The organism is Streptomyces sp. BK208 (assembly GCF_004364245.1).
Classification (GTDB): domain Bacteria; phylum Actinomycetota; class Actinomycetes; order Streptomycetales; family Streptomycetaceae; genus Streptomyces.
Map to the genome: position 1 here is coordinate 442885 of NZ_SOAV01000003.1, position 18872 is coordinate 461756.

Genomic DNA, 18872 nt, shown 5'->3' on the forward strand with positions numbered 1-18872 from the left:
TGAACAATGACGCCGCTAACGTACAACCTGTTCGACATCGGGGGACAGAGTCCTTCCTCCAGAGCCGCAGGAGAGCCCCATGGTCGAACCGTCCACGCCCGCGCCGCCCGGTGAGCCCGCCACGGCACCACCGCACCCCGCGTTCGACCGCCGACGGGCCTGGCTGATCACCGCGATGATCGTGGCGTTCATGCTGATCAACTACGCGGACAAGTCCGTGCTCGGTCTGGCGGCGGTGCCGATCATGGACGAGCTGGACATCAGCAACAGCACGTACGGGATGATCTCCAGTTCGTTCGCCCTGCTGTTCAGCCTGTCCGGCCTGGTCGTCGGCTTCGTGTCGGCGCGCGTCTCCAGCCGGGTGCTGCTGTTCACGATGGCCGTCGTCTGGGCGGTCGCCCAACTGCCCGTGCTCTTCGTGGCGTCGGTGCCGGCACTGGTGGCCGGGCGCGTGCTGCTCGGTGCGGCGGAGGGACCGGCGGCCTCGATGTCGATGCACGCCCTGTACAAGTGGTTCCCGGCGAACCTGCGGGGCCTGCCGTCGGCGCTGCAGATCAGCGGTGCCGCGCTGGGCACGCTGTTCGCGGCGCCGGTCGTGACCTGGCTGATCACCGGTTTCGGGTGGCGCTCCGCCTTCATGGTGCTGGCGGTGACGAGCGTGGTGTGGAGCCTGGCCTGGTGGAAGCTGGGGCACGACGGCCCCTACGGCGAGGACCGCACGCCGGCCGCGCACACCCCGGCACCGCCCGACCGCACCCTCGCCCCCGCACCGCGGGAGCGGCTGCCGTACCGGCGCCTGCTGCTGAACGGCACAGTGCTCGGCAGCATCGCCGGCGCCTTCGGCGCCTCCTGGGCGCTGGCGTTGAGCCACGCCTGGCTGCCCGTCTACCTGCGCACGCAGCTGGACCTGACGCCGGGCGGTGCCGCCGGGCTGATCAGCGCGATCTCCGGGTTCAGCCTGGTCCTGCTGCTGTCGGTGCCCCCGCTGGTGGACCGCCTCCGCCGCCGGGGCCGGTCGGCCCGCTGGTCGAGCGGCGCCCCCCAGGGGATCGCGGTGCTCCTGGCGGCCCTGGCCATGGCCGTCTTCCCCTTCGTGGACGGAACGGCGGCCCATCTCGTCCTGCTCGGCCTGGCGTTCGGCGGCCACGCCATCGTCTTCCCGCTGCACTACATGACCACGTCCGCCGTGGTCCCGCCGGTGCAGCGCGGGGCGGTCTTCGGCGTCGTCGCCGCGACCGGCACCCTCCCGAGCCTCGTGGCCCCCTATGTGACCGGGCGCCTGCTGGACTCGGCGTCCTCCCCCGACGCCGGCTACACCCACGCCTTCCTGCTGTCCGCCGCCGTCATGCTGGTCTGCGGACTCCTCGCGCTGTTCACCATCCGGCCGGAACGTGACGCGCGACGGCTGGGCCTGCCTCCGCAGGCGGACGGCCCGCGAACGGACGGCGCGCGAACGGACGGCGCGTCGGTGGACGCCACGCGGCCCGGCGGCACGCGGACGGACGGCACGCGACCTGGCGGCGCGCGTGCGGACGACCCGCAGGCGGAGGACCCGCGGACGGACGGGACATGGCCCGGCGGCACGCAGGCGGACGGCACACGGACGGACGGCAGACGGCCTGGCGGCGCGCGAGCGGACGACCCGAGGACCGAAGGCACACGCCCGGACAGCGCGCGAGCGGGCGGCAAGCCGCCGCAGGGCGCACGCGCGGGCGTCCCGTGCGCGGACCGCCGCCGGGAAGACGACCGGCACGCGGACGGCTCCCGGGCGGACGACCGCCAGGGAGAGGAGCATCGCGGAGACGCCCCCCGGGCGCGGGCCGCTCAGGCGGACGGGTCGAAGCCGCTGGCCCAGTAACGGCCACGCATCGCCAGGTCGAGCAGCATGCGCACGACCTCCTCCGCGGGCAGGGACGGCGTCTCCTGCTCCACCCACCAGCGCAGCACTCCGAGTTGCTCGCCCACCCACACCCGGGCGAGCAGCTCGGGGTCGATGCGGGGCTGCACGGCGTTGCGCTCCGCGCGGGCGCGGAACTCCTCGGCCGTCGCGCGGGCGCAGGCGTCGGAGAACATCTGCAGCGGCTTGCCGTCGCCCTCGCCGCGCAGCACGATCCGGTACAGGTCGCGCTCCTCGCGCGCGTGCCGCAGCATCTCCAGGACCGGCTTGCCGGTGAAACCGACCGCGCTGTCGGCCATCGCGGGGGTCAGCCGGTCGGAGAGTCCGGCCAGCAGATCCGCCGTCACCCGGGCGAACAGGTCCTCCTTGTCCCGGAAGTGGGCGTAGAAGGTGGCGCGGGCCACGTCCGCCCGCTCGGTGATGTCCTCCACGGTCAGCGCGGTGAAGCCGCGCTCCAGGACCAGTTCGATCAGGGCTGCCCCCAGGGCACGGCGTGACCGTCTCGTCCGTCTGTCCTCGGCCATGGGGCCCTCCTCCGTCGTCCCGCCCGGTGCGGTGCCCAGTGTAGGTGCCCCTTGACACCCGGCCAGTTAATGAACAACCTGTCTGCAAACATCCTCAGTGTTAAGTTTCTGTCTCTCCGCTCACGGAAGCAGGCCGTCCCATGAATCTCGGCACCTACCTGACGCGCAGCGCCCGCTACTGGCCCGATGCTCCGGCCCTCGTGTGCGGTGACCGTTCCTGGACCTTCGCGGAGCTGGACCGTGCGACCGGCCGCCTGGCCGCCGCCCTCACCGCCCGGGGCCTGCGGCCCGGCGACGCGGTGGCCTCGCTCGCCTGGAACCGCGGCGAGCTGGTGGAGGTGGAGTTCGCCCTGTACAAGGCCGGGTTGACGCGCGCACCGGTCAACGCGCGCCTCGGGCGCGGCGAGATCGAGCACATCCTGCGCTACGCCCCGGTCCGTGCCCTGATCTTCGACGCCGCCCACCGCGAGGACGCCCTGGCCGCCATCGCCGCGTCCGGTACGGGCTGCCTGCCGGTACCGCTGGACGCCCCGGCGGACGCGGGACCCGACGAGGTCCCGTACACCGCGCTCCTCGAAGAGGGCGCCGGGAGCGGCGGGAGCCACGAGGGCCCGGCCCTCGTGGAGGTGGACGAGGACCAGCCCTGCGTCCTGAACTTCACCTCCGGCTCCACCGGGGCGCTGAAGGCCGCGGTGCAGACCGTCGGCAACCGGCTCGCCAACATGCGCAAGCTGCTGATGTCCGACGAGTCGCGCCCCCGCCCCGGCACCCGCTACCTCGCCTGCGGCCCCATCACCCACGCCACCGGAATGGGCCTGCTGGCGGGCGTGTTCGGCGGTTCGACGACGTACGTCCTGCCGTCCTGGAGCCCGCAGAGCTTCCTGGAGACGGTCGAGAAGGAGCGCATCACCGCCACCTTCCTCGTACCGGCCATGGTGAACACGGTGCTCGCCCACCCCGGCGCCGCCGGCCACGACCTCTCCTCGCTCACCAGCGTGCGCGTGGGCGGCGCGCCCATCTCGCCCCAGCGTCTGCGCGACGCGGTCGAGTTCTTCGGCCCAGTGGTGGCCCAGGGCTACGGCCTCGGCGAGACCACCAGCGTGGTCGCGGGCCTCAGCGGCGCGGAGATCGCCCACGCCGTGAAGGAGGACGCGGAACTCCTCCAGTCGTGCGGCCGGGCCACGTACGACACCGAGATACGCGTCGTCGACGAGGCGGGCCGGGAGCTGGCCCCGCGCGAGGTCGGCGAGGTCATCGTGCGCGGACCCGACTGCGTACGGGAGTACTGGCGGGAGCCGGAGCTGTCGGCCGAGACGTTCCGCGACGGCTGGGTGCACACCGGGGACCTGGCGTGGATGCGGGAGGACGGATACCTGTTCCTCGTCGACCGCAAGAAGGACATGATCATCTCGGGCGGGTTCAACATCTACTGCACCGAGGTCGAGGCCGCCCTCTACGAGCACCCCGCCGTCGAGGAGACGTGTGTCGTCGGCGTCCCCGACGAGCAGTGGGGCGAGGCCGTCAAGGCCGTCGTGGTCCGCCGGGCCGGGAGCGCGGTCACCGCCGACGAGCTGATCGCCTTCTGCGCCGACCGCCTGGACCGCTTCAAGAAGCCGCGCTCGGTCGAGTTCACGGCCTCGCTCCCCCACAACCGCAACGGCAAGCTCGACCGCAAGGCGGTCCGCGAACCGTACTGGGCCGACACCACCCGCCGCGTCAACTGACCCGTCACCTCCCAGGAGTTCCGCAGTGACCTTCTCCCTGCATCCCGTCCACGACGATCCGCGCACCGCCGAACTGGTCGAGCGCCTGCGCCACTACCTGGACGGCGAGCTGGCCGACTACGAGCGCGAACGCGGCATCACCCACGCCACCCGCCTCACCCGCGCCGACCTCGAACCGGTCTGGCGACGCAGCCGCGAACTGGGCTTCTACGGCATCCACCTGCCCGAGGAGTACGGCGGCCAGGACCTCACGTACACCCAACTGGCCGCCCTCAAGGAGGAGGTGGGTGCCAGCGGACGCGTCCTGTCGCACTGCGTCCTCGGCGACATGGGCGGACCGCTGCGCGCCGGCGACATCCTCAAGCACGCCACACCCAGGCAGTTGGACACCTACCTGCTGCCGCTGATCCGCGGCGAGCGGGCCTGCTGCTTCTCCCTCACCGAGACCGACGCGGGCTCCGACGTCCGCTCCATGCGCACCGTCGCCGTGCGCGACACCGACGGCGGCCGCGACGGCTACCGGCTGACCGGCCACAAGGTCTTCTCCTCCGCGGGGCCCTTCGCCGACTTCGCGATCGTCGTGGCCCGGATGGCCGGGACCGGGGAACGGGAGGGCGACAAGCCCCGGTTCTCCGCCTTCCTCGTGGACCTCGACAGCCCCGGCTGCCGTGTCGAGGACGGCGCGACGCCGATGTCCGGCGAGCACATAGAGAGCGACGTCGTCCTCGACGACTGCTACGTGCCCGCCGCGAACCTCCTCGGCGCCGAGGGCGAGGGCATGCGCATCGCCCTCGGCCGGGTCACCACCAACCGCCTCCTGCACTGCCCCACCGTGCTGGGTGCCACCCGCCGCGCCCTCCGGCTCACCCTGGACCGGACCCGCACCCGCCAGGTCGCCGGTCAGCCGCTGCTCATGCTCCAGGCCATCCAGCACAAGGTCGCCGACATGGCCACCGAGCTGTACGCCGCGCGCTCCATGACCTACGCGGCGCTCGCCGCCCTCGACCAGGGCAAGGAGGTCCCGGCCGAGGCCTTCATGTGCAAGCTCTTCGTCGCCGAGTCCGCCTTCCGCATCCTCGACCAGGCCGTGCAGATCCACGGCAAGGAGGGGCTCACACAGGGCAACGAGGTCGAGTACCTGTTCCGCAAGATCCGTATGTTCCGGGTCCTCACCGGCACGTCCGAGATCCAGCGCAACGGCATCGCAAAACTCCTCGCCTTCCAGCACTGAGCCGGGGAGACGCCCCGACACCTCCCTGAGTGATCAGCGGCTCCGAGGGTGCCGCGCCGGCCGCCGATCCGATCGGGCTCCCCGCCTCAGCCGTCGGGCGTTACGTCCGCCCGGCGTCGGGCACTCGCCGCGCATGGCATTCACACAGGGCTCGCATGCGCGCGGTTCCGGACTGGGCGCGGCCGCGAGCATCGGCATCGGCGCCGCGGCAGGCGTGACGGCCGCGGTCGGCCTCCTGATCGGCCGCAGAGCCGCCACTGCCGGCAAGATCGGCAAGGGCCACCCGCTCAAGCACCGCGTGCTGGACCTGGCCGCCGGCTCGCTCCAGCGGAAGTACCCGCTGGAGGCGATGAGCACCTACCTCAACGGCTTCCACATGTACGCCGACGACATGGGCCGCCAGGTGGAGGCCACGCACTTCTGCATCCACCTGCGGCACGACCTGCACCAGTGCGTCATCTTCGACCGCAACGCGCCCGACGCCCGTCTGATCGGCATCGAGTACATCATCAGCGAGGAGCGCTTCCGCGGCCTGCCCGAGGACGAGAAGCGGCTCTGGCACAGCCACCACTACGAGGTGAAGTCCGGCAGCCTCACCGCCCCGGGCATCCCCGAGCTGGCCGAGCACGCCTACTTCGAGGACCTCGTCACCACCTACGGGAAGACCTTCCACACCTGGCAGTACGACCGCGACGACTTCCCCTACGGCATCCCCCAGCTGATGATGGGCTTCACCGGGGACGGGCAGGCGTCGGACGAGATGATCCGTGCCCGGGACGACCGGCTCGGCCTCTCCACGCCGGGCAAGCGCGAGAACCGGGCGGACATCCCGATGCCGGAGGTGGCACCGGGCGCCAACATGTGGGAGAGCGGCCGGACCGTGCAGACCCGAGTCGAGGAGACCGACTTCAAGCGCTGACCTGCACGGTCCGGCATGCCTTTCCGTCCGGTGCCCCGGCGTGGACCGGGAAGGTCAGCGTCGCAGGGTGAGGACGCCCGGCCGCCACGGCAGACGGTTGTACTCGCCGCCCGCGTTCGGGTCCTTGCCCTGGTAGAGGAACTGCAGGTTGCAGGGGTCGACGGTCATGGTCTGGTCGGGGTTGTCGCGGACCAGGTCGCCGTGGCTGATGTCGTTGGTCCAGGTGGCGCCGCTGTTGGCCTTGCCCGCGAAGGGGTTGCTCTCACTGGTGGCCTGCGGGGTCCACGACCCGTTGAGGCTGGAGGCCGTGAAGGAGCGGAAGTAGCGTCCGTTCGCGCCCATGGCCTCGACGATCATGAGGTACTGGTTCTGGCCCTTGACCTTGTAGACCTGTACGGCCTCGAAGAGGTTGGCCTTCGTGTCGCTCATGATCGTCGTGTACGAGGAGCCGAAGCTGCCCGGGAAGTTCCCGATCGGCATGCTGGCCCGGTAGATCTTGCCGTTGTCCCCGGCGAAGAACAGGTACATGTTCTGGCCGTCGGCGATCAGGGTCTGGTCGATCGGTCCGGTGTCGGATCCGGAGATGCTCCCGGTGAACAGGGGTTGCGGAGCGGACCAGCCGTTGGGGTTGGTGGGGTCGCTCGACGTCCGGTAGATGAAGGGCCACGCACCCCACTGGTACGCCAGCACCCAGATGTTCTTGGGTGCGAAGTAGAACAGCGTGGGCGCCACCGCGGCCTGGTTCATCCCGGTCTGGCCGGCCGACGCCATGTCCGACCAGTTGGTGAAGGGACCGAACATCATCGAGCCGTACGACGATCCCGACACGTTCGACGCGTAGACCAGGTGCTTGCCGTTGTGCGTGACGGTGGTGAAGTCCTTCACCGCGGCCCAGCCGTTCGCCGGTTGCGCCAGGACGCCCGTCGACGACCAGCGGTACGTCGACGGCAGCGCACACGTGCCGTCGGTCGGCGGCGTCCCGGTCAGACCGCTCCACTTCTGGTTGCTGCCGCCGTTGCACGTCCACAGCTGCACCGCCGTGCCGTTGGCCGTACCGGCACCGGCCGCCTCCAGGCACAGCCCGGACTCCACGCCGACGACCGTGCCGTCGGAGTTCACCCGCCACTGCTGGTTCGCGCCGCCGGAGCAGCTCCAGATCTGTACCGGGGTACCGGCCGTGGTGGCGTGACCGGGAACGTCCAGGCACTTGTTGCCGTACACCGTCAACTGCTGGGCGTCCGTCAGCGTCCACTGCTGGTTGGTCCCGTTCCAGCAGTCGTACAGCTGCAGGGGCGAGCCGTCGGTCTGGACGGCGCCCGGCACGTCGAGACACCGGCCCGAACCGGCACCGCGCAGGGCGCCGGAGGTGGCGGCCTGGGCCGGGACCGCGACGAGCACCGCCGCCAACGCGGCCAGGGCCGCGACCACGGCGGCGAGTACCGCGGACGGATGCCTGCGGCTGAAACTTCGTCTCTGCATGGGGCTTCCCCAACCTTGAGTGGGAGTCGATCGGCAGGTCATGACGTTGATTGGCAAGGTCATGACATATAAGCGAATCCATGACCGTGTGTTCGATATACCGAACTAGGGTCGAAGTGTCGAGCAATCTGCATCATAGGGAGCCGGTGAACGACGTCAACACCTCTCGCACGTATCGCCGTGAGAGCCGAAACTTTTACAGCGCCCTGGGGGTCTCAACACCCCACGCCGCACAGGGGCATCGGAGAGCAGGTCATCAAGCGTGGCACGCCGACCACTTGCACGGCTGCTCGAAACTTTCGGGCCTGGGACAGAAAAGTTCTCCCGTCCGAAGCATTGACGGTGCATCACCAAGGCCTCAATCATTCCTGTCGGCGGCCCGCCGACCGAGCGCTACGAAGACCCCACCACGCTCCCCAAAACGGTGTGGAAGCTCCGCCCGCCCTTCAGTCCTTTCGTGACGTCTACCTTGGAGGCTCAGTCATGGGCTCGTACGCCCTTGCCAGACCCTTAGTCCGCCGGAGGATCCACGGCCTGCTGCTCGCGCTGGTCGCCGGCGTCCTCGGCGTGGCGCTCGCAGTGGTCGCGCCGCCGCCCGCGCACGCCGCCGAGAGCACGCTCGGTGCCGCCGCGGCGCAGAGCGGCCGTTACTTCGGTACCGCCATCGCCTCGGGCAGGCTCGGCGACTCGGCGTACACGTCGATCGCGAGCCGTGAGTTCAACATGGTGACGGCCGAGAACGAGATGAAGATCGACGCCACCGAGCCGCAGCGGGGCCAGTTCACCTTCACCTCGGCCGACCGCGTCTACAACTGGGCGGTGCAGAACGGCAAGAAGGTGCGCGGCCACACCCTGGCCTGGCACTCCCAGCAGCCCGGCTGGATGCAGAGCCTCAGCGGCAGCGCCCTGCGCCAGGCGATGATCGACCACATCAACGGCGTGATGGCCCACTACAAGGGCAAGATCGCCCAGTGGGACGTCGTGAACGAGGCCTTCGCCGACGGCAGTTCGGGCGCCCGGCGCGACTCCAACCTGCAGCGCACCGGCAACGACTGGATCGAGGTCGCCTTCCGCACCGCGCGCGCCGCGGACCCGTCCGCCAAGCTCTGCTACAACGACTACAACGTCGAGAACTGGACCTGGGCCAAGACCCAGGCGATGTACAACATGGTCAAGGACTTCAAGCAGCGCGGCGTGCCGATCGACTGCGTCGGCTTCCAGTCGCACTTCAACAGCGGCAGCCCCTACAACAGCAACTTCCGCACCACCCTGCAGAACTTCGCCGCCCTCGGCGTCGACGTGGCCATCACCGAACTCGACATCCAGGGCGCCTCGGCCGCCACCTACGCCGCGGTGACCAACGACTGCCTGGCCGTCGCGCGCTGCCTCGGCATCACCGTCTGGGGTGTGCGGGACAGCGACTCCTGGCGCTCCGGGGACACGCCGCTGCTGTTCAACAACGACGGCAGCAAGAAGGCCGCCTACACCGCCGTCCTCAACGCACTCAACGGTGGCGGCACCTCGGAGCCCCCCGCGGACGGCAACTCGATCAAGGGCGTCGGTTCGGGCCGGTGCCTGGACGTGCCCAACGCCGTCACGACCGACGGCACCCAGCTCCAGCTGTGGGACTGCCACAGCGGCACCAACCAGCAGTGGACGTACACGGATGCCGGTGAGTTCCGGGTCTACGGCAACAAGTGCCTGGACGCCGCCGGCACCGGCAACGGCTCCAAGGTGCAGATCTACAGCTGCTGGGGCGGCGACAACCAGAAGTGGCGCCTCAACTCCGACGGGACCCTCGTCGGCGTCCAGTCCGGCCTCTGCCTCGACGCCGTCGGCAGCGGCACCGCCAACGGCACACTGCTCCAGCTCTACTCCTGCTCGAACAGCAACAACCAGCGCTGGACCCGCTCCTGACGGCATCCCGTCACTGACGAGGGAGTGAAGACGATGACGAGCTACGGCGCGGCGTCTCCCCCCTCCCGTGCAACGCGCGACGCACCTCGCCGAACGGGTCCGGAAGGCAGGTGACGCACTGAGGACGACGGCGCGGCCGCGTCATCCGCACCGTCCGTCCTCCTCCGCTCACCGGCGGCCGGCAGCCAGGGCGAGGCTTCCCAGCAGTGGGCTCGGCTCGCCGTGCCAGACGAGGGTCAGCGCGTCCCGGGCCCGGGTCGCGGCGACGAAGAGCAGCGACCGGGCGCGCTTGCACTCCGCCTGGTAGCGAGCCGGGTCCGTGCGGCGCAGCGCCTCCACCGACGCCCTAGGGACGAGACCTCGCTGCACGCCCGCGATGATCATCCGACGGTATTCGAGGCCCTTGAACCGGTACATCGTGCCGACGTGGACACCCTCATCACCGCGTGGGCCGTCGGCGGTGATCTCCGTCGACACGATGCCGCTCCTTGCCAGACGGCTCCCGACCTGGGTGACCATGTCGTTCGTCGGTACGCAGACGGCGATGTCCTCGCGCCGGATGTCGTGCCAGGCCTTGATCTGTTCGGTGATCGCGTCCAACTCGTCGTCGAAGGAGTCGGTGCACCGCACGACCGGCTCACTGCCGTACAGCACCGAGCGGTAGCCGGCGAGCGTCTCCTCGTCACCGTCCAGGTCGTCGAAGTGCTCGTCCCCGAGCACACGGAGGGCGGACTTGAGGATCTCGTGCGTGGTCCGGTAGCTCAGAGTGAGCTTGGCGGAGCGGCCGCGGATGTGGACGCCGAGGCTGCCCAGCGTGACGCGGTTGTCATAGATGCGCTGGTGGGTGTCGCCGACCAGGAAGATGTCGTCCGGTCCCGGCGCGACCATGGCACGCAACATCTTCCAGTGAGCGGCGGCCAGGTCCTGGGCCTCGTCGACGACGATGTGGCGGTAGCGATGGCGCTGCCAGGCGCCGGTCGCGGACCCGGCGTGCACGTTGCCGAGTCCGCCGCGCTCCTCCTGGGCCCGCGCCGCCGCCTCGATCCGCGCCGTCCGCTCGATCTCCAGGCGAGCGGCACGCTCGGCGACCTGGCGGTGGGTCTCCAGGTTCTTCTCGTCGAGCCGCTGGGTGAACCGTTCGGAAAGCTGCCAGATCTCGGCCCGGTCCGCGCGGGTGATGCTCCTGCCCCGTCCCGCCCGGCGTGCCTTGAAGTAACCGGCCCGGGAGTTGACCGCCTGGCCGAGGATGACCTGTGTCCACTCGTCCATCAGGAATTCGGCGTCCCACTTCGTCTCGCCGGTTTCCAGCAGTATCTGACGCCACTCGTTCAGGGCGCGAGTGTCGTCGATCCGGCTCTTGGTGCTGCCCGGATCGGCCTCTCGCACCACACGGGTCGCCAGCTGGTCGACGTGGGCGATCTCGACCCGGGCCAGAGTCTCGGGCCCGCCGAGAGCGAGCAGTCGCGCGCGCAGGTCCGCGGCCAGGTTCTTGTTGAAGGTGGTGAACAGGACCGGCTTGCCGTTGCCGGGGCCCAGCCGGTCCACCAGGTGCTTCACTCGATGCAGTGCCACGATCGTCTTGCCGGTGCCGGGGCCGCCGCCTACTCGGGCCGGGCCGGAGTACCGGCGGGTGACGAGCCGCTTCTGGGTGGGGTGCAGGAAGACCTTCCAGCGCCCGAAGTCCCGCTCCTCGATGATGCTTTCGAGATCCTTGTCGGTCGTGATGACCGTCGTGTCGGTGCGTTCGACCGCCGCCCGGTAGTCCTCCGGGTCTACGTCCTTCACCTCGACGGGTCGGGTGACCTCTTCGAGGACCTGCTGGTACGGCACGTCACGCAGACGCAGCAGCACCTCCCCGGTGTGCCGGGGCGCGTACTCGACCAGTCCGAGCAACTCCTCGTCAGTGGTGAGCCGTGCGACGACCGGGATGAGGGGCTCCGCCACACCGAGATCGGCCAGTTGCTGTGACGTCACGTTCGCGAACAGCGGTCGCTCCCGCACGGGCTCCGGTTCCGCCGGGGCCGTGGAAGAGGCGGCAGGTGCCGCGGGCGGGCGGCCCTTGCGCAGCACGCCGGACTCGACGATCTCCAGGTCGACGTAGTCGATGCTGCCCGTGACCTGGTTGATGCCGTACGAGAGACGGTCCAGATTCTCGTACACGTGCCCCCGGTGCTTGACGGCTACCAGTAGCCACTCGGACTCGCTCAGGTGCAGCAGGAGCGCCCGGTAGTCGGCGTTGACCCGCGCGGAGTACAAGCGGTCGTGGCCTTCGAGCTGCTTCAGCCGCAGGCCGGGGTGCCGCGGGTTGGCACGGAAGTCGTGCTGGAACTTGTAGACGGCGCCGACGATCGCGCGGTCCAGTTTGACGATCTCCCGGTCGGTCTTCTCCAGCAGGCGCAGGGTGACCTTGGTCGGTGCGGCAAAGGGGGTCGTGGTCATCGTTCGTCTGCTCCCGTGCGGTCCGTGCCGGTGATACGTCGTGCGAGGTCGGTGGGGTCCCACTGGACGGCGGTACGGGCGTCCCAGCCCGCGTCCGCGAAGGCCCGGTCCCGGTCGGCGGCCTCGTAGTCGGGCCCGTCCTCCTCCTGTGCGGCGAGGACCACGGCCACCCGTGCCGCCGGCCAGGCGAGTTCGGCCTGCCAGCCCGCCGCCCCGAGCTCGTATCCCGCCTCGCCCGCGCGGGCGCCCGCGTCGGCGAGCCGGTGGGCGAGGTCGAGAAGGTGTGGCTCCTCGTCGTCGAGCAGGGGCAGTACGGCGTCCCAGGCCGGGTCCCTGACCATCTGCGAATGCTCGTCGCGCCACCCCGCGGGACCAGCGGCGACCGTGAGCTGTGCGGCGTCGAACAGCGGCAGTTCGCCGACGGCCAGCTGCCGGGCGTCGCCGTCTCCCCCGCCGAGGAACTGGAGCAGGTTTCCCCAGTACAGCCAGGCCTGCCAACGGCGCTGGTGTGCCGCGGGGTCCTCGGCGACGGCATCGGCGCTGTCGTCGAGGACGACGAGTCCGGTCCAGGCCGCGTCGAGCGGCCCGGGAGTCATGTCGACGGCCAGCACCAGCAAACAGCCGCTCGCGTCCGTCACCCGCACGACCTGAAGGGGTCCTTGGCCGCCGGTTTCCGCCGTGTGCCCGCCGCGGAGGCAGGCGTCGATGACTGCCGCAGCATCCTGGACCGGCGTCGCCGTCCGCACCGCTTCCGGCAGGGCGATCAGGCCGGACAGCGCCGCCTGGACACGCAGCCGCCAGCGCCCGGGGTCGGGGTCGGCGAGGAACTTCAGCAGCGTCACCACCGGGTTCTGCCACACTGCGTCGCGCAGTTCGCGCGGATCACCGCCGTACTGGCCCTGCAGAACCTGCCCCGCTATGCGCATGGCGTTGTTCTGGTACGGCTCCCACGCCGGCCGTCCGTTCTTCGCCCCGTCGCCGTCCCAGTGCGCCAGGTCGGTCCAGGTCAGCTGGAAGACGACCCAGCCCTCGGCGCGGAGCCGGGCGCGCCGGGCGGCGTCCTCGGCGATGCGGTTGTGGTCGGCCGAGGCGTGGTAGTGGAAGCCGTCGAGGTAGACCGCGACGCGCAGGGGTTCGGCGTCCAGTCTCCGGGCGACGAAGTCCGGCCGCGTCCATCCGAGGTCCTCCTGTGGCTTGATCTGCCAGTGGACGACGGTGTGTCCGTCCGGGCCGGTGAGCCTGAGGTCGGTGGCGACGGTGCCGGAAGGGTCCTGGGCGTGCCGGACGCTCGCCTGGGTGTCCTTGCGGCGGGCCCAGGCGACGAGGCCTTCCAGGAAGCGGGCCTCGAGTTCGCTCTCCACCTGACGCCCGAGGGGGATCTCGTGGGTGGCCGTGGCCGGCGTCACCTGCCAGCCCTCGGTCGTGTCGCCCAGGATCTCGCGCAGCATGCCGAGCGCGGCTTTCCGGCTGACGTGTGCGTACTCGGAACCGGAGACGTGGCGCAGCAGGCAACGGTGGCAGGCCGCCCTGCCCTCCTCGGTGCAGGGGCAGGTGTCGATGCGGTGGCGTGCCGCATCGAGGACCTCCCGGAAGGTGTCCGGGGTGGCCAGGCGGTGCAGATAGCCGGTGCCGCCGGGAAGAGTGTCGTACAGCACGAGGAAACGGCGCCGGATCTCGCCGTCGCCCGACTGGTCGGGCATGGACGCGACAACGGCCTCCAGATGGTCGGGGTTGCCGCCGTAGGTTTCGGCGATACCGGCCCGCAGCAGCGCCTTGAAGGAGGACAACCGCTCCTCGACATGGGTGGTGGCGGCGGGCAGCAGGATGCGCAGGGCTTCGGTGTGGAGTTCGTGGGCGAGCAGCAGGGGGACGTCGGCGTCCGGTCGCCCTCCTCCACGGAAGCGGGGGCACCACGGACGGTGGTGGGACCGGTCGGGCCGCCGGGCGAGGGACGGGCTGAGGGCGTCCGGGGACTGGTCCGGCGCCGGCCGTCCCTTCGCCGTCGCCCCGCCGCACTGCGTGCAGACATAGAAGGGGTTGAGGCGGACGTCCTCGCCGGCGAAGGAGTCGGTGGCGGGAGCGTCGAAGCGCGTCTGGCCCAGATTGAACGCGCGCACCGCTGCGCGCCGGCTGAAGTCCCATCCGAAGGTGGCCTGTTGATGGCGCCACGCGGTCTCGATGTGCTCGGTGGGGATGTCGACGGCGGTGACCACCGTGTAGGTGAGGCGCTCACGGTCGTCCGACTCGTCCCGGACCCGGGCGTCGTCGCGCCGGTCGCGGGAGGTGACGCGGGTGGGCTGGAGCACGCGGTGCAGACAGCCGCGGTCGCCGATGGCGCTGGTGTGGCAGCGGGGACAGCGGGAGGTGTCGTCCTCGGCCCGGTGGGTACGGACGTAACCGCAGTTGGGGCAGACCCGCCAGACCAGCCATTTGGGGCGTTCGGCGCTGCCGACGTCCAGGCCGGAGACGCGGTGCTTGTAGCCTTTGAAGTAGAAGAAGTTGCCCGGCGCGTAGTCGGTGAGCGCCAGCCTGGCGGCCCGCTCGTGGCTGACGACCTTGCTGTCGTAGACGGTGTTACCCGCCTCGTCCTCCTCGCTCCAGGTGAGCGTCGCCTCCAGCTCCGTGCCACCGTCCACCAGGCTGTAGTTGGGCAGGAGGCCCAGATCGACCAGGGTGCCGTGGGCGTTCTCCCGGCCGATCTCTGCGAACCGGCGGGACACGGCGGCCCGTTCGGCCCTGAGTTCACGGTCCTGCCGGACGTGCTCCGGGTCACCGGCGATGAGCTGGGCACGGGCCTCGTCGATCGCGGCGAGGCGCCCACGCAGGTCGGTAAGGCGCTCTTCCCAGGTGGCGGCGGCCCGCTCGACGGCCGCGCGCAGGCCGCCGGTGGCGAAGGCGCGCAGGGTGTCCGCTGTCTCCTCATCGATCGCGGACCCGTCTTTCTGGTCCACGAAGAGGTGCAGGAACTCCTCCACCAGATGTGGGCCCCGGGCCAGTGCGGCGTCGGTGAGGTCGTGCAGCCAGCCGGTGTCGCCGAACAGTGCGGAGGCCTGCCGCGGCAGAGGGAGGACTTCGGGGGCGCCGTCCTCGTCGGGTCCGTGCAGCAGGCCGCGGGCCGCGAGGTCGAGCAGCCGGGCCACATACTGGCGGCGCAGGATCTCGGCGGCCGACAGGTAGCAGCCGGGCGGGTGGATCTCTCCGGCGATCATCTGCCGGGGTTCCTGGAGGTAGTAGAGGTCACGCGGGCCGCGGTCGACGAGGGTGAGGAGATAGGCATTGCCGCTGGACCGTCCGGCACGGCCGACCCGCTGCACGTAGTTCGCCGGCCCCTTGGGCAGGGAGGCGAGCACGACGGCCGACAGGGCGCCGATGTCGATGCCGAGTTCGAGGGTGGGGGTGCAGGACAGCACGTTGGGGTCGGTGTAGTGGGTGCCGCGACGGAAGGCGGCCTCGACCGTCTCTCGCTCCTTACGGGTGAGGGCGCCGGTGTGCTCGGCGGTCACGACGGTGTAGGCACCGGTCTCCCGGTACAGCCGCCGGTAGTAGTCCTTGGTGTAGTCGCGCAGGCGTGCCAGGGAGTCACTGTCGGGGTCGGCGTTCCGTGCCCCGGCGGCGAGCAGGACGCCGGAACACTGGTAGCGCGGGCAGGGCTGGCGGTGCCAGTGGTCCAGCCGCTCGGGGTGGACCGTCTGCTGCCACGCGCAGACGGAACAGCGCGCGTAGGCGTCGCCCAGGACGTCGTCGGCGAGCGCACGGATCCGGATGTGGCCGGGTTGCAGTCCGTAGACGCGGGTCGCTCCGTCCTTGGCCGTGCGGACACAGAGGATGCCCGCCTCGGCCAGGCGGGGCAGCAGTGCGCGGACGAACTCCGCGGCGGCGTCGCGGGGCAGGCCTAGGCAGCGCGTGGTCCAGTCCTGGTACCAGTTCTGTGCCGAGCCCAGGGTGTCGAACTGAGTCCTGTCTTTGGCCCGGTCGAGGAGGAAGGCGGGCGCCGAGATGCCGGGCGGGAAGGCGGGCATGCCCGGCGGCCTGCCGCCCCACACCAGCCAGCGGCGTACTCCCGCCTCGTCGAGCCAGGGGTCGAGCCAACGGTGGCGCACGGCCCCCCGCAGGCGCAGCCGTTCCAGGATGCCGCGGACATAGCCGCGGTAGCGGTCCTCGTCCGGCACCTCCCCGTCCGGGAGCGCCACCATGGCCGGTGTCCGCCGCAGCAGGTCCCGGACCAGTTCGGCGGCGACGGCAGGGTCGGGGAGATCGACCTCGGCTGCGGCGGTGCGGGTCAGTTCCAGAGTGCGGCCCTGACGGGAGCGCAGTCCGAACTCCAGCACGGCCGCGAAGGAGAGGCGCTCCCCGATGCGCTGCCAGGTGGCGCGACTGCCCTTGCTGCGGCCGGACAGCAGCAGGTCCACGCCCTGGATGTCGTGCAGGTCCGGGGGCGCCACGGCGGCCAGCACGTCGCGGTCGACGACCTCGGCCAGGCAGTCCGCCACGATGTCGTTGAGCGGGCGCGCGTACTCCTCGTCCAGTTGGGCGGCGAGCAGGGCACGCAGGGAGAAGTCGTAGGACCGGCTGGCGACGAAGCCGGCGCGGTGGGCGGCGTCCTGCACGGAGTCGTTGAACAGCAGTGTGCGCTGCTCCGGCCCGGGGGGCAGTTCTCCGCCGGTGAACAGCTGGGTGACGGAGGCGGCGGCGAGCGGGGCGAGGCCACGGCCCAGGAAGCGGATGGCGTTGCCGGTGGCGCAGTGGGGGCAGCGGTCGTCGGCGGCGGCCTGGTCGTTCATCAGGTCGACGTGGACGAACGCGGCGTCCCTCAGGCCCTTGGCCGCCCGTACGCCGTGCCGGTCGGGCCGTTCGAAGTCCTTGGCCGGGTCGATGGGCCGGATCCGGCCCTGCTCGCCGTCGAGGACGAGGACGGATCCGCGTCGGCCGGTGTCCTCGGCCGGGGCGAAGGCGGCCCGGTGGGCCTCGGCGACCGTGGCTGCGATGAGGGGGCGCACCAGGCGTTTGTCCCTGCTGAGGGATGCCTGCCGGATTTTCGCCGGGACCGTCTCCAGCTCGGCCCGGTCGTGTTCCCGGGACAGAGCGGCCCAGCCCGACCGTCCGCACTGCCGGCAGTGTACGGCGGGCAGGAAGACGTTCGCGGGAGGTGCGGCGGAATCGAGGGCCACCGCTGCCTCGGGTTCGTCGGTGGGACGGGCGTCAACCGTGCCGACGGAGCCGGCCGGTTCCTGACGGGACCGGTCCTCGTCCCAGCGGAACTCCGGTTTCGGACCGACGCCGCGCAGGACGCGCGAGACGGACCGGACCCACTGGTGGACCTCCACCGTCAGCAGGGGGCGCGGCCGCTCCTCGGTGCTGTCGGGTCCTTGGGCGACGGAGAGGAGGGCGATGAACCGGGACAGGGCCTGTGCGGCCTCCTCGGGCTGCTGCTGGACGGCCATGCCCCAGTGGTAGGCGTAGCGCGGCAGCGCGTCCATGATCTCGGTGCGGGTCTTGGGCCGGCCGTCCAGGATCTCCAGGACGGCCGCGGTGAGCCGGTGGGTGCGCAGGATGCTGCCGAGTTCGACCGGTGTCGGCGGACGGTCGCGGCGCTCGCCGGGGCGGCGGGTGAAGGCGTCGACGAGGTGATCCATGGCGTCCGGTTCCCGCAGCGGGTCACCGAGGGAGATGACATCCTGCGGGGCCGGGAAGGGGAGGGTGAAGTCCGACTTGCCGGCGAACTGCTGGACCGTCATGCGGTCCTCGCCGATGACCGCGTCCGGCTCGAACCTGGTGCCGAAGACCTGGGTCGCGACGTCGAGGATGGTGCCTCCTCCCTCCGCCGCCGGGAGACGGAGCGCCCCGGTCGCCGAGGGCGCACTCTCGCCGAGGGTCGCCGAGGTGGCGACGGGGCAGACGTCGCCGAGAGGGCGGCCCGGCCGCGCCTTACCGGTGGCTGCTCCGAGGCGGCGCATCAGCATGGCCACATCCGTGCCCTGGGCGCCGTCGTAGGTGTGGAACTCGTCGAGCACGACATAGGCGAGGGCTTCGTCCTGCCAGAGCGGGATGTCCTCGGCACGCTGGAGCAGCAGGTCCAGCATCTTGTAGTTGGTGATGATGATGTCGGGCCGCTCGCCGCGGATGCGGGCCCGGTCGGTCTCCACTCGCGCGTAACCGCCGGCCGGCTCGTCACCGATGTAGAGGGCCGCGGACACCTGGGCCAGGCGCGGGTCCTGGAGTTGGTCGTTGAGCCGCCCGGCCTGGTCGGTGGCAAGCGCGTTCATCGGGTAGAGCAGGATCGCCTTGACACCTCGCTGTCCGGCCGCCCGCGCGCGTCGGCAGTGGTCGAGTACGGGCACCAGAAAGGACTCGGTCTTGCCCGATCCGGTGCCGGTGGTGATCAGCGTGGGCCGGGCGGGGCCGTGCAGGGTGGACAGCCGCTGCCAGGCCCGGGCCTGGTGCCGGTAGGGCTGGAACCCGTCGGGCACCCAGTCCAGCGCCGCCTTCCACGCGTCACCGGCCGGTTTGAAGGGAGTACGGATCCGCAGGTAGGGGCCACGGAAGATGCCGTCCCGCTCGTCCCGCAGGAAATCCTCCAGAGCACGCCGTTCCCCCTCGTCCGCAAGCGCGAACGTAGTGGTCAGGTACTGGGTGAGACTGTCCCCGACCTGTTCGGCGGCGAGAGTGGGGCGCACCCGCGTGGCTCCTTGTCTTCCTTGCCCGGCACGGTGCCCCGTCCGGGAACTGCGGCTGGTATGAAGTG

The 18872-nt window shown here is 70.9% G+C and carries 9 protein-coding genes; 5 read left to right on the forward strand and 4 right to left on the reverse strand.

Annotated elements, in window-relative coordinates; genetic code table 11:
* Window positions 1–79 precede the first annotated feature (79 nt).
* Window positions 80–1858: an MFS transporter gene (locus EV562_RS10370; protein WP_243860019.1), complete on the forward strand. Its 1779-nt coding sequence runs from the start codon at window positions 80–82 to the stop codon at window positions 1856–1858.
* Here the strand turns inward: EV562_RS10370 and EV562_RS10375 are convergent.
* Window positions 1825–2421, reverse strand: a complete 597-nt coding sequence (locus EV562_RS10375) for a TetR/AcrR family transcriptional regulator (RefSeq protein WP_133886421.1) — start codon at window positions 2419–2421, stop codon at window positions 1825–1827. The genes EV562_RS10370 and EV562_RS10375 overlap by 34 nt on opposite strands.
* Window positions 2422–2561: 140 nt before the next feature.
* Here EV562_RS10375 and EV562_RS10380 point away from each other — a divergent pair, with 140 nt between their 5' ends.
* The 3 genes from EV562_RS10380 to EV562_RS10390 all read left to right on the forward strand — a co-directional run bounded on the left by EV562_RS10380 (window position 2562) and on the right by EV562_RS10390 (window position 6295).
* Window positions 2562–4145, forward strand: a complete 1584-nt coding sequence (locus EV562_RS10380) for an AMP-binding protein (protein ID WP_133886422.1) — start codon at window positions 2562–2564, stop codon at window positions 4143–4145.
* Between the two features lie 25 nt (window positions 4146–4170).
* The gene (locus tag EV562_RS10385) at window positions 4171–5376 is read left to right on the forward strand and encodes an acyl-CoA dehydrogenase (RefSeq protein WP_133886423.1); all 1206 of its coding nucleotides are present in this window, start codon (window positions 4171–4173) and stop codon (window positions 5374–5376) included.
* A gap of 133 nt (window positions 5377–5509) precedes the next feature.
* On the forward strand, window positions 5510–6295 hold the full coding sequence (locus EV562_RS10390; protein WP_133886424.1) for an OBAP family protein: 786 nt from the start codon (window positions 5510–5512) through the stop codon (window positions 6293–6295).
* 54 nt (window positions 6296–6349) lie between these two features.
* Here EV562_RS10390 and EV562_RS10395 read toward each other — a convergent pair whose 3' ends face one another.
* Window positions 6350–7774 (reverse strand): non-reducing end alpha-L-arabinofuranosidase family hydrolase, encoded by a 1425-nt coding sequence (locus EV562_RS10395; RefSeq protein ID WP_133886425.1) that lies wholly within the window; start codon window positions 7772–7774, stop codon window positions 6350–6352.
* Between the two features lie 483 nt (window positions 7775–8257).
* On the opposite strand from EV562_RS10395, the gene EV562_RS10400 reads away from it, so the two are divergent.
* Window positions 8258–9691, forward strand: a complete 1434-nt coding sequence (locus EV562_RS10400) for an endo-1,4-beta-xylanase (protein WP_133886426.1) — start codon at window positions 8258–8260, stop codon at window positions 9689–9691.
* Between the two features lie 168 nt (window positions 9692–9859).
* Here the strand turns inward: EV562_RS10400 and EV562_RS10405 are convergent, their stop codons facing one another.
* Together EV562_RS10405 and EV562_RS10410 are read right to left on the reverse strand one after the other, a co-directional pair.
* The gene (locus EV562_RS10405) at window positions 9860–12130 is read right to left on the reverse strand and encodes a UvrD-helicase domain-containing protein (protein ID WP_133886427.1); all 2271 of its coding nucleotides are present in this window, start codon (window positions 12128–12130) and stop codon (window positions 9860–9862) included.
* Window positions 12127–18804: a DEAD/DEAH box helicase gene (locus EV562_RS10410; protein ID WP_133886428.1), complete on the reverse strand. Its 6678-nt coding sequence runs from the start codon at window positions 18802–18804 to the stop codon at window positions 12127–12129. The genes EV562_RS10405 and EV562_RS10410 overlap by 4 nt, the downstream gene beginning before the upstream one ends.
* Window positions 18805–18872 lie beyond the last annotated feature (68 nt).

Bases quoted from the DNA above. Each gene is read 5' to 3' on its own strand.
- EV562_RS10370 (WP_243860019.1), top strand. From the start codon at position 80: ATGGTCGAACCGTCCACGCCCGCGCCGCCCGGTGAGCCCGCCACGGCA.
- EV562_RS10400 (WP_133886426.1), top strand. From the start codon at position 8,258: ATGGGCTCGTACGCCCTTGCCAGACCCTTAGTCCGCCGGAGGATCCAC.
- EV562_RS10380 (WP_133886422.1), top strand. From the start codon at position 2,562: ATGAATCTCGGCACCTACCTGACGCGCAGCGCCCGCTACTGGCCCGAT.
- EV562_RS10405 (WP_133886427.1), bottom strand. From the start codon at position 12,130: ATGACCACGACCCCCTTTGCCGCACCGACCAAGGTCACCCTGCGCCTG.
- EV562_RS10395 (WP_133886425.1), bottom strand. From the start codon at position 7,774: ATGCAGAGACGAAGTTTCAGCCGCAGGCATCCGTCCGCGGTACTCGCC.
- EV562_RS10375 (WP_133886421.1), bottom strand. From the start codon at position 2,421: ATGGCCGAGGACAGACGGACGAGACGGTCACGCCGTGCCCTGGGGGCA.
- EV562_RS10390 (WP_133886424.1), top strand. From the start codon at position 5,510: ATGGCATTCACACAGGGCTCGCATGCGCGCGGTTCCGGACTGGGCGCG.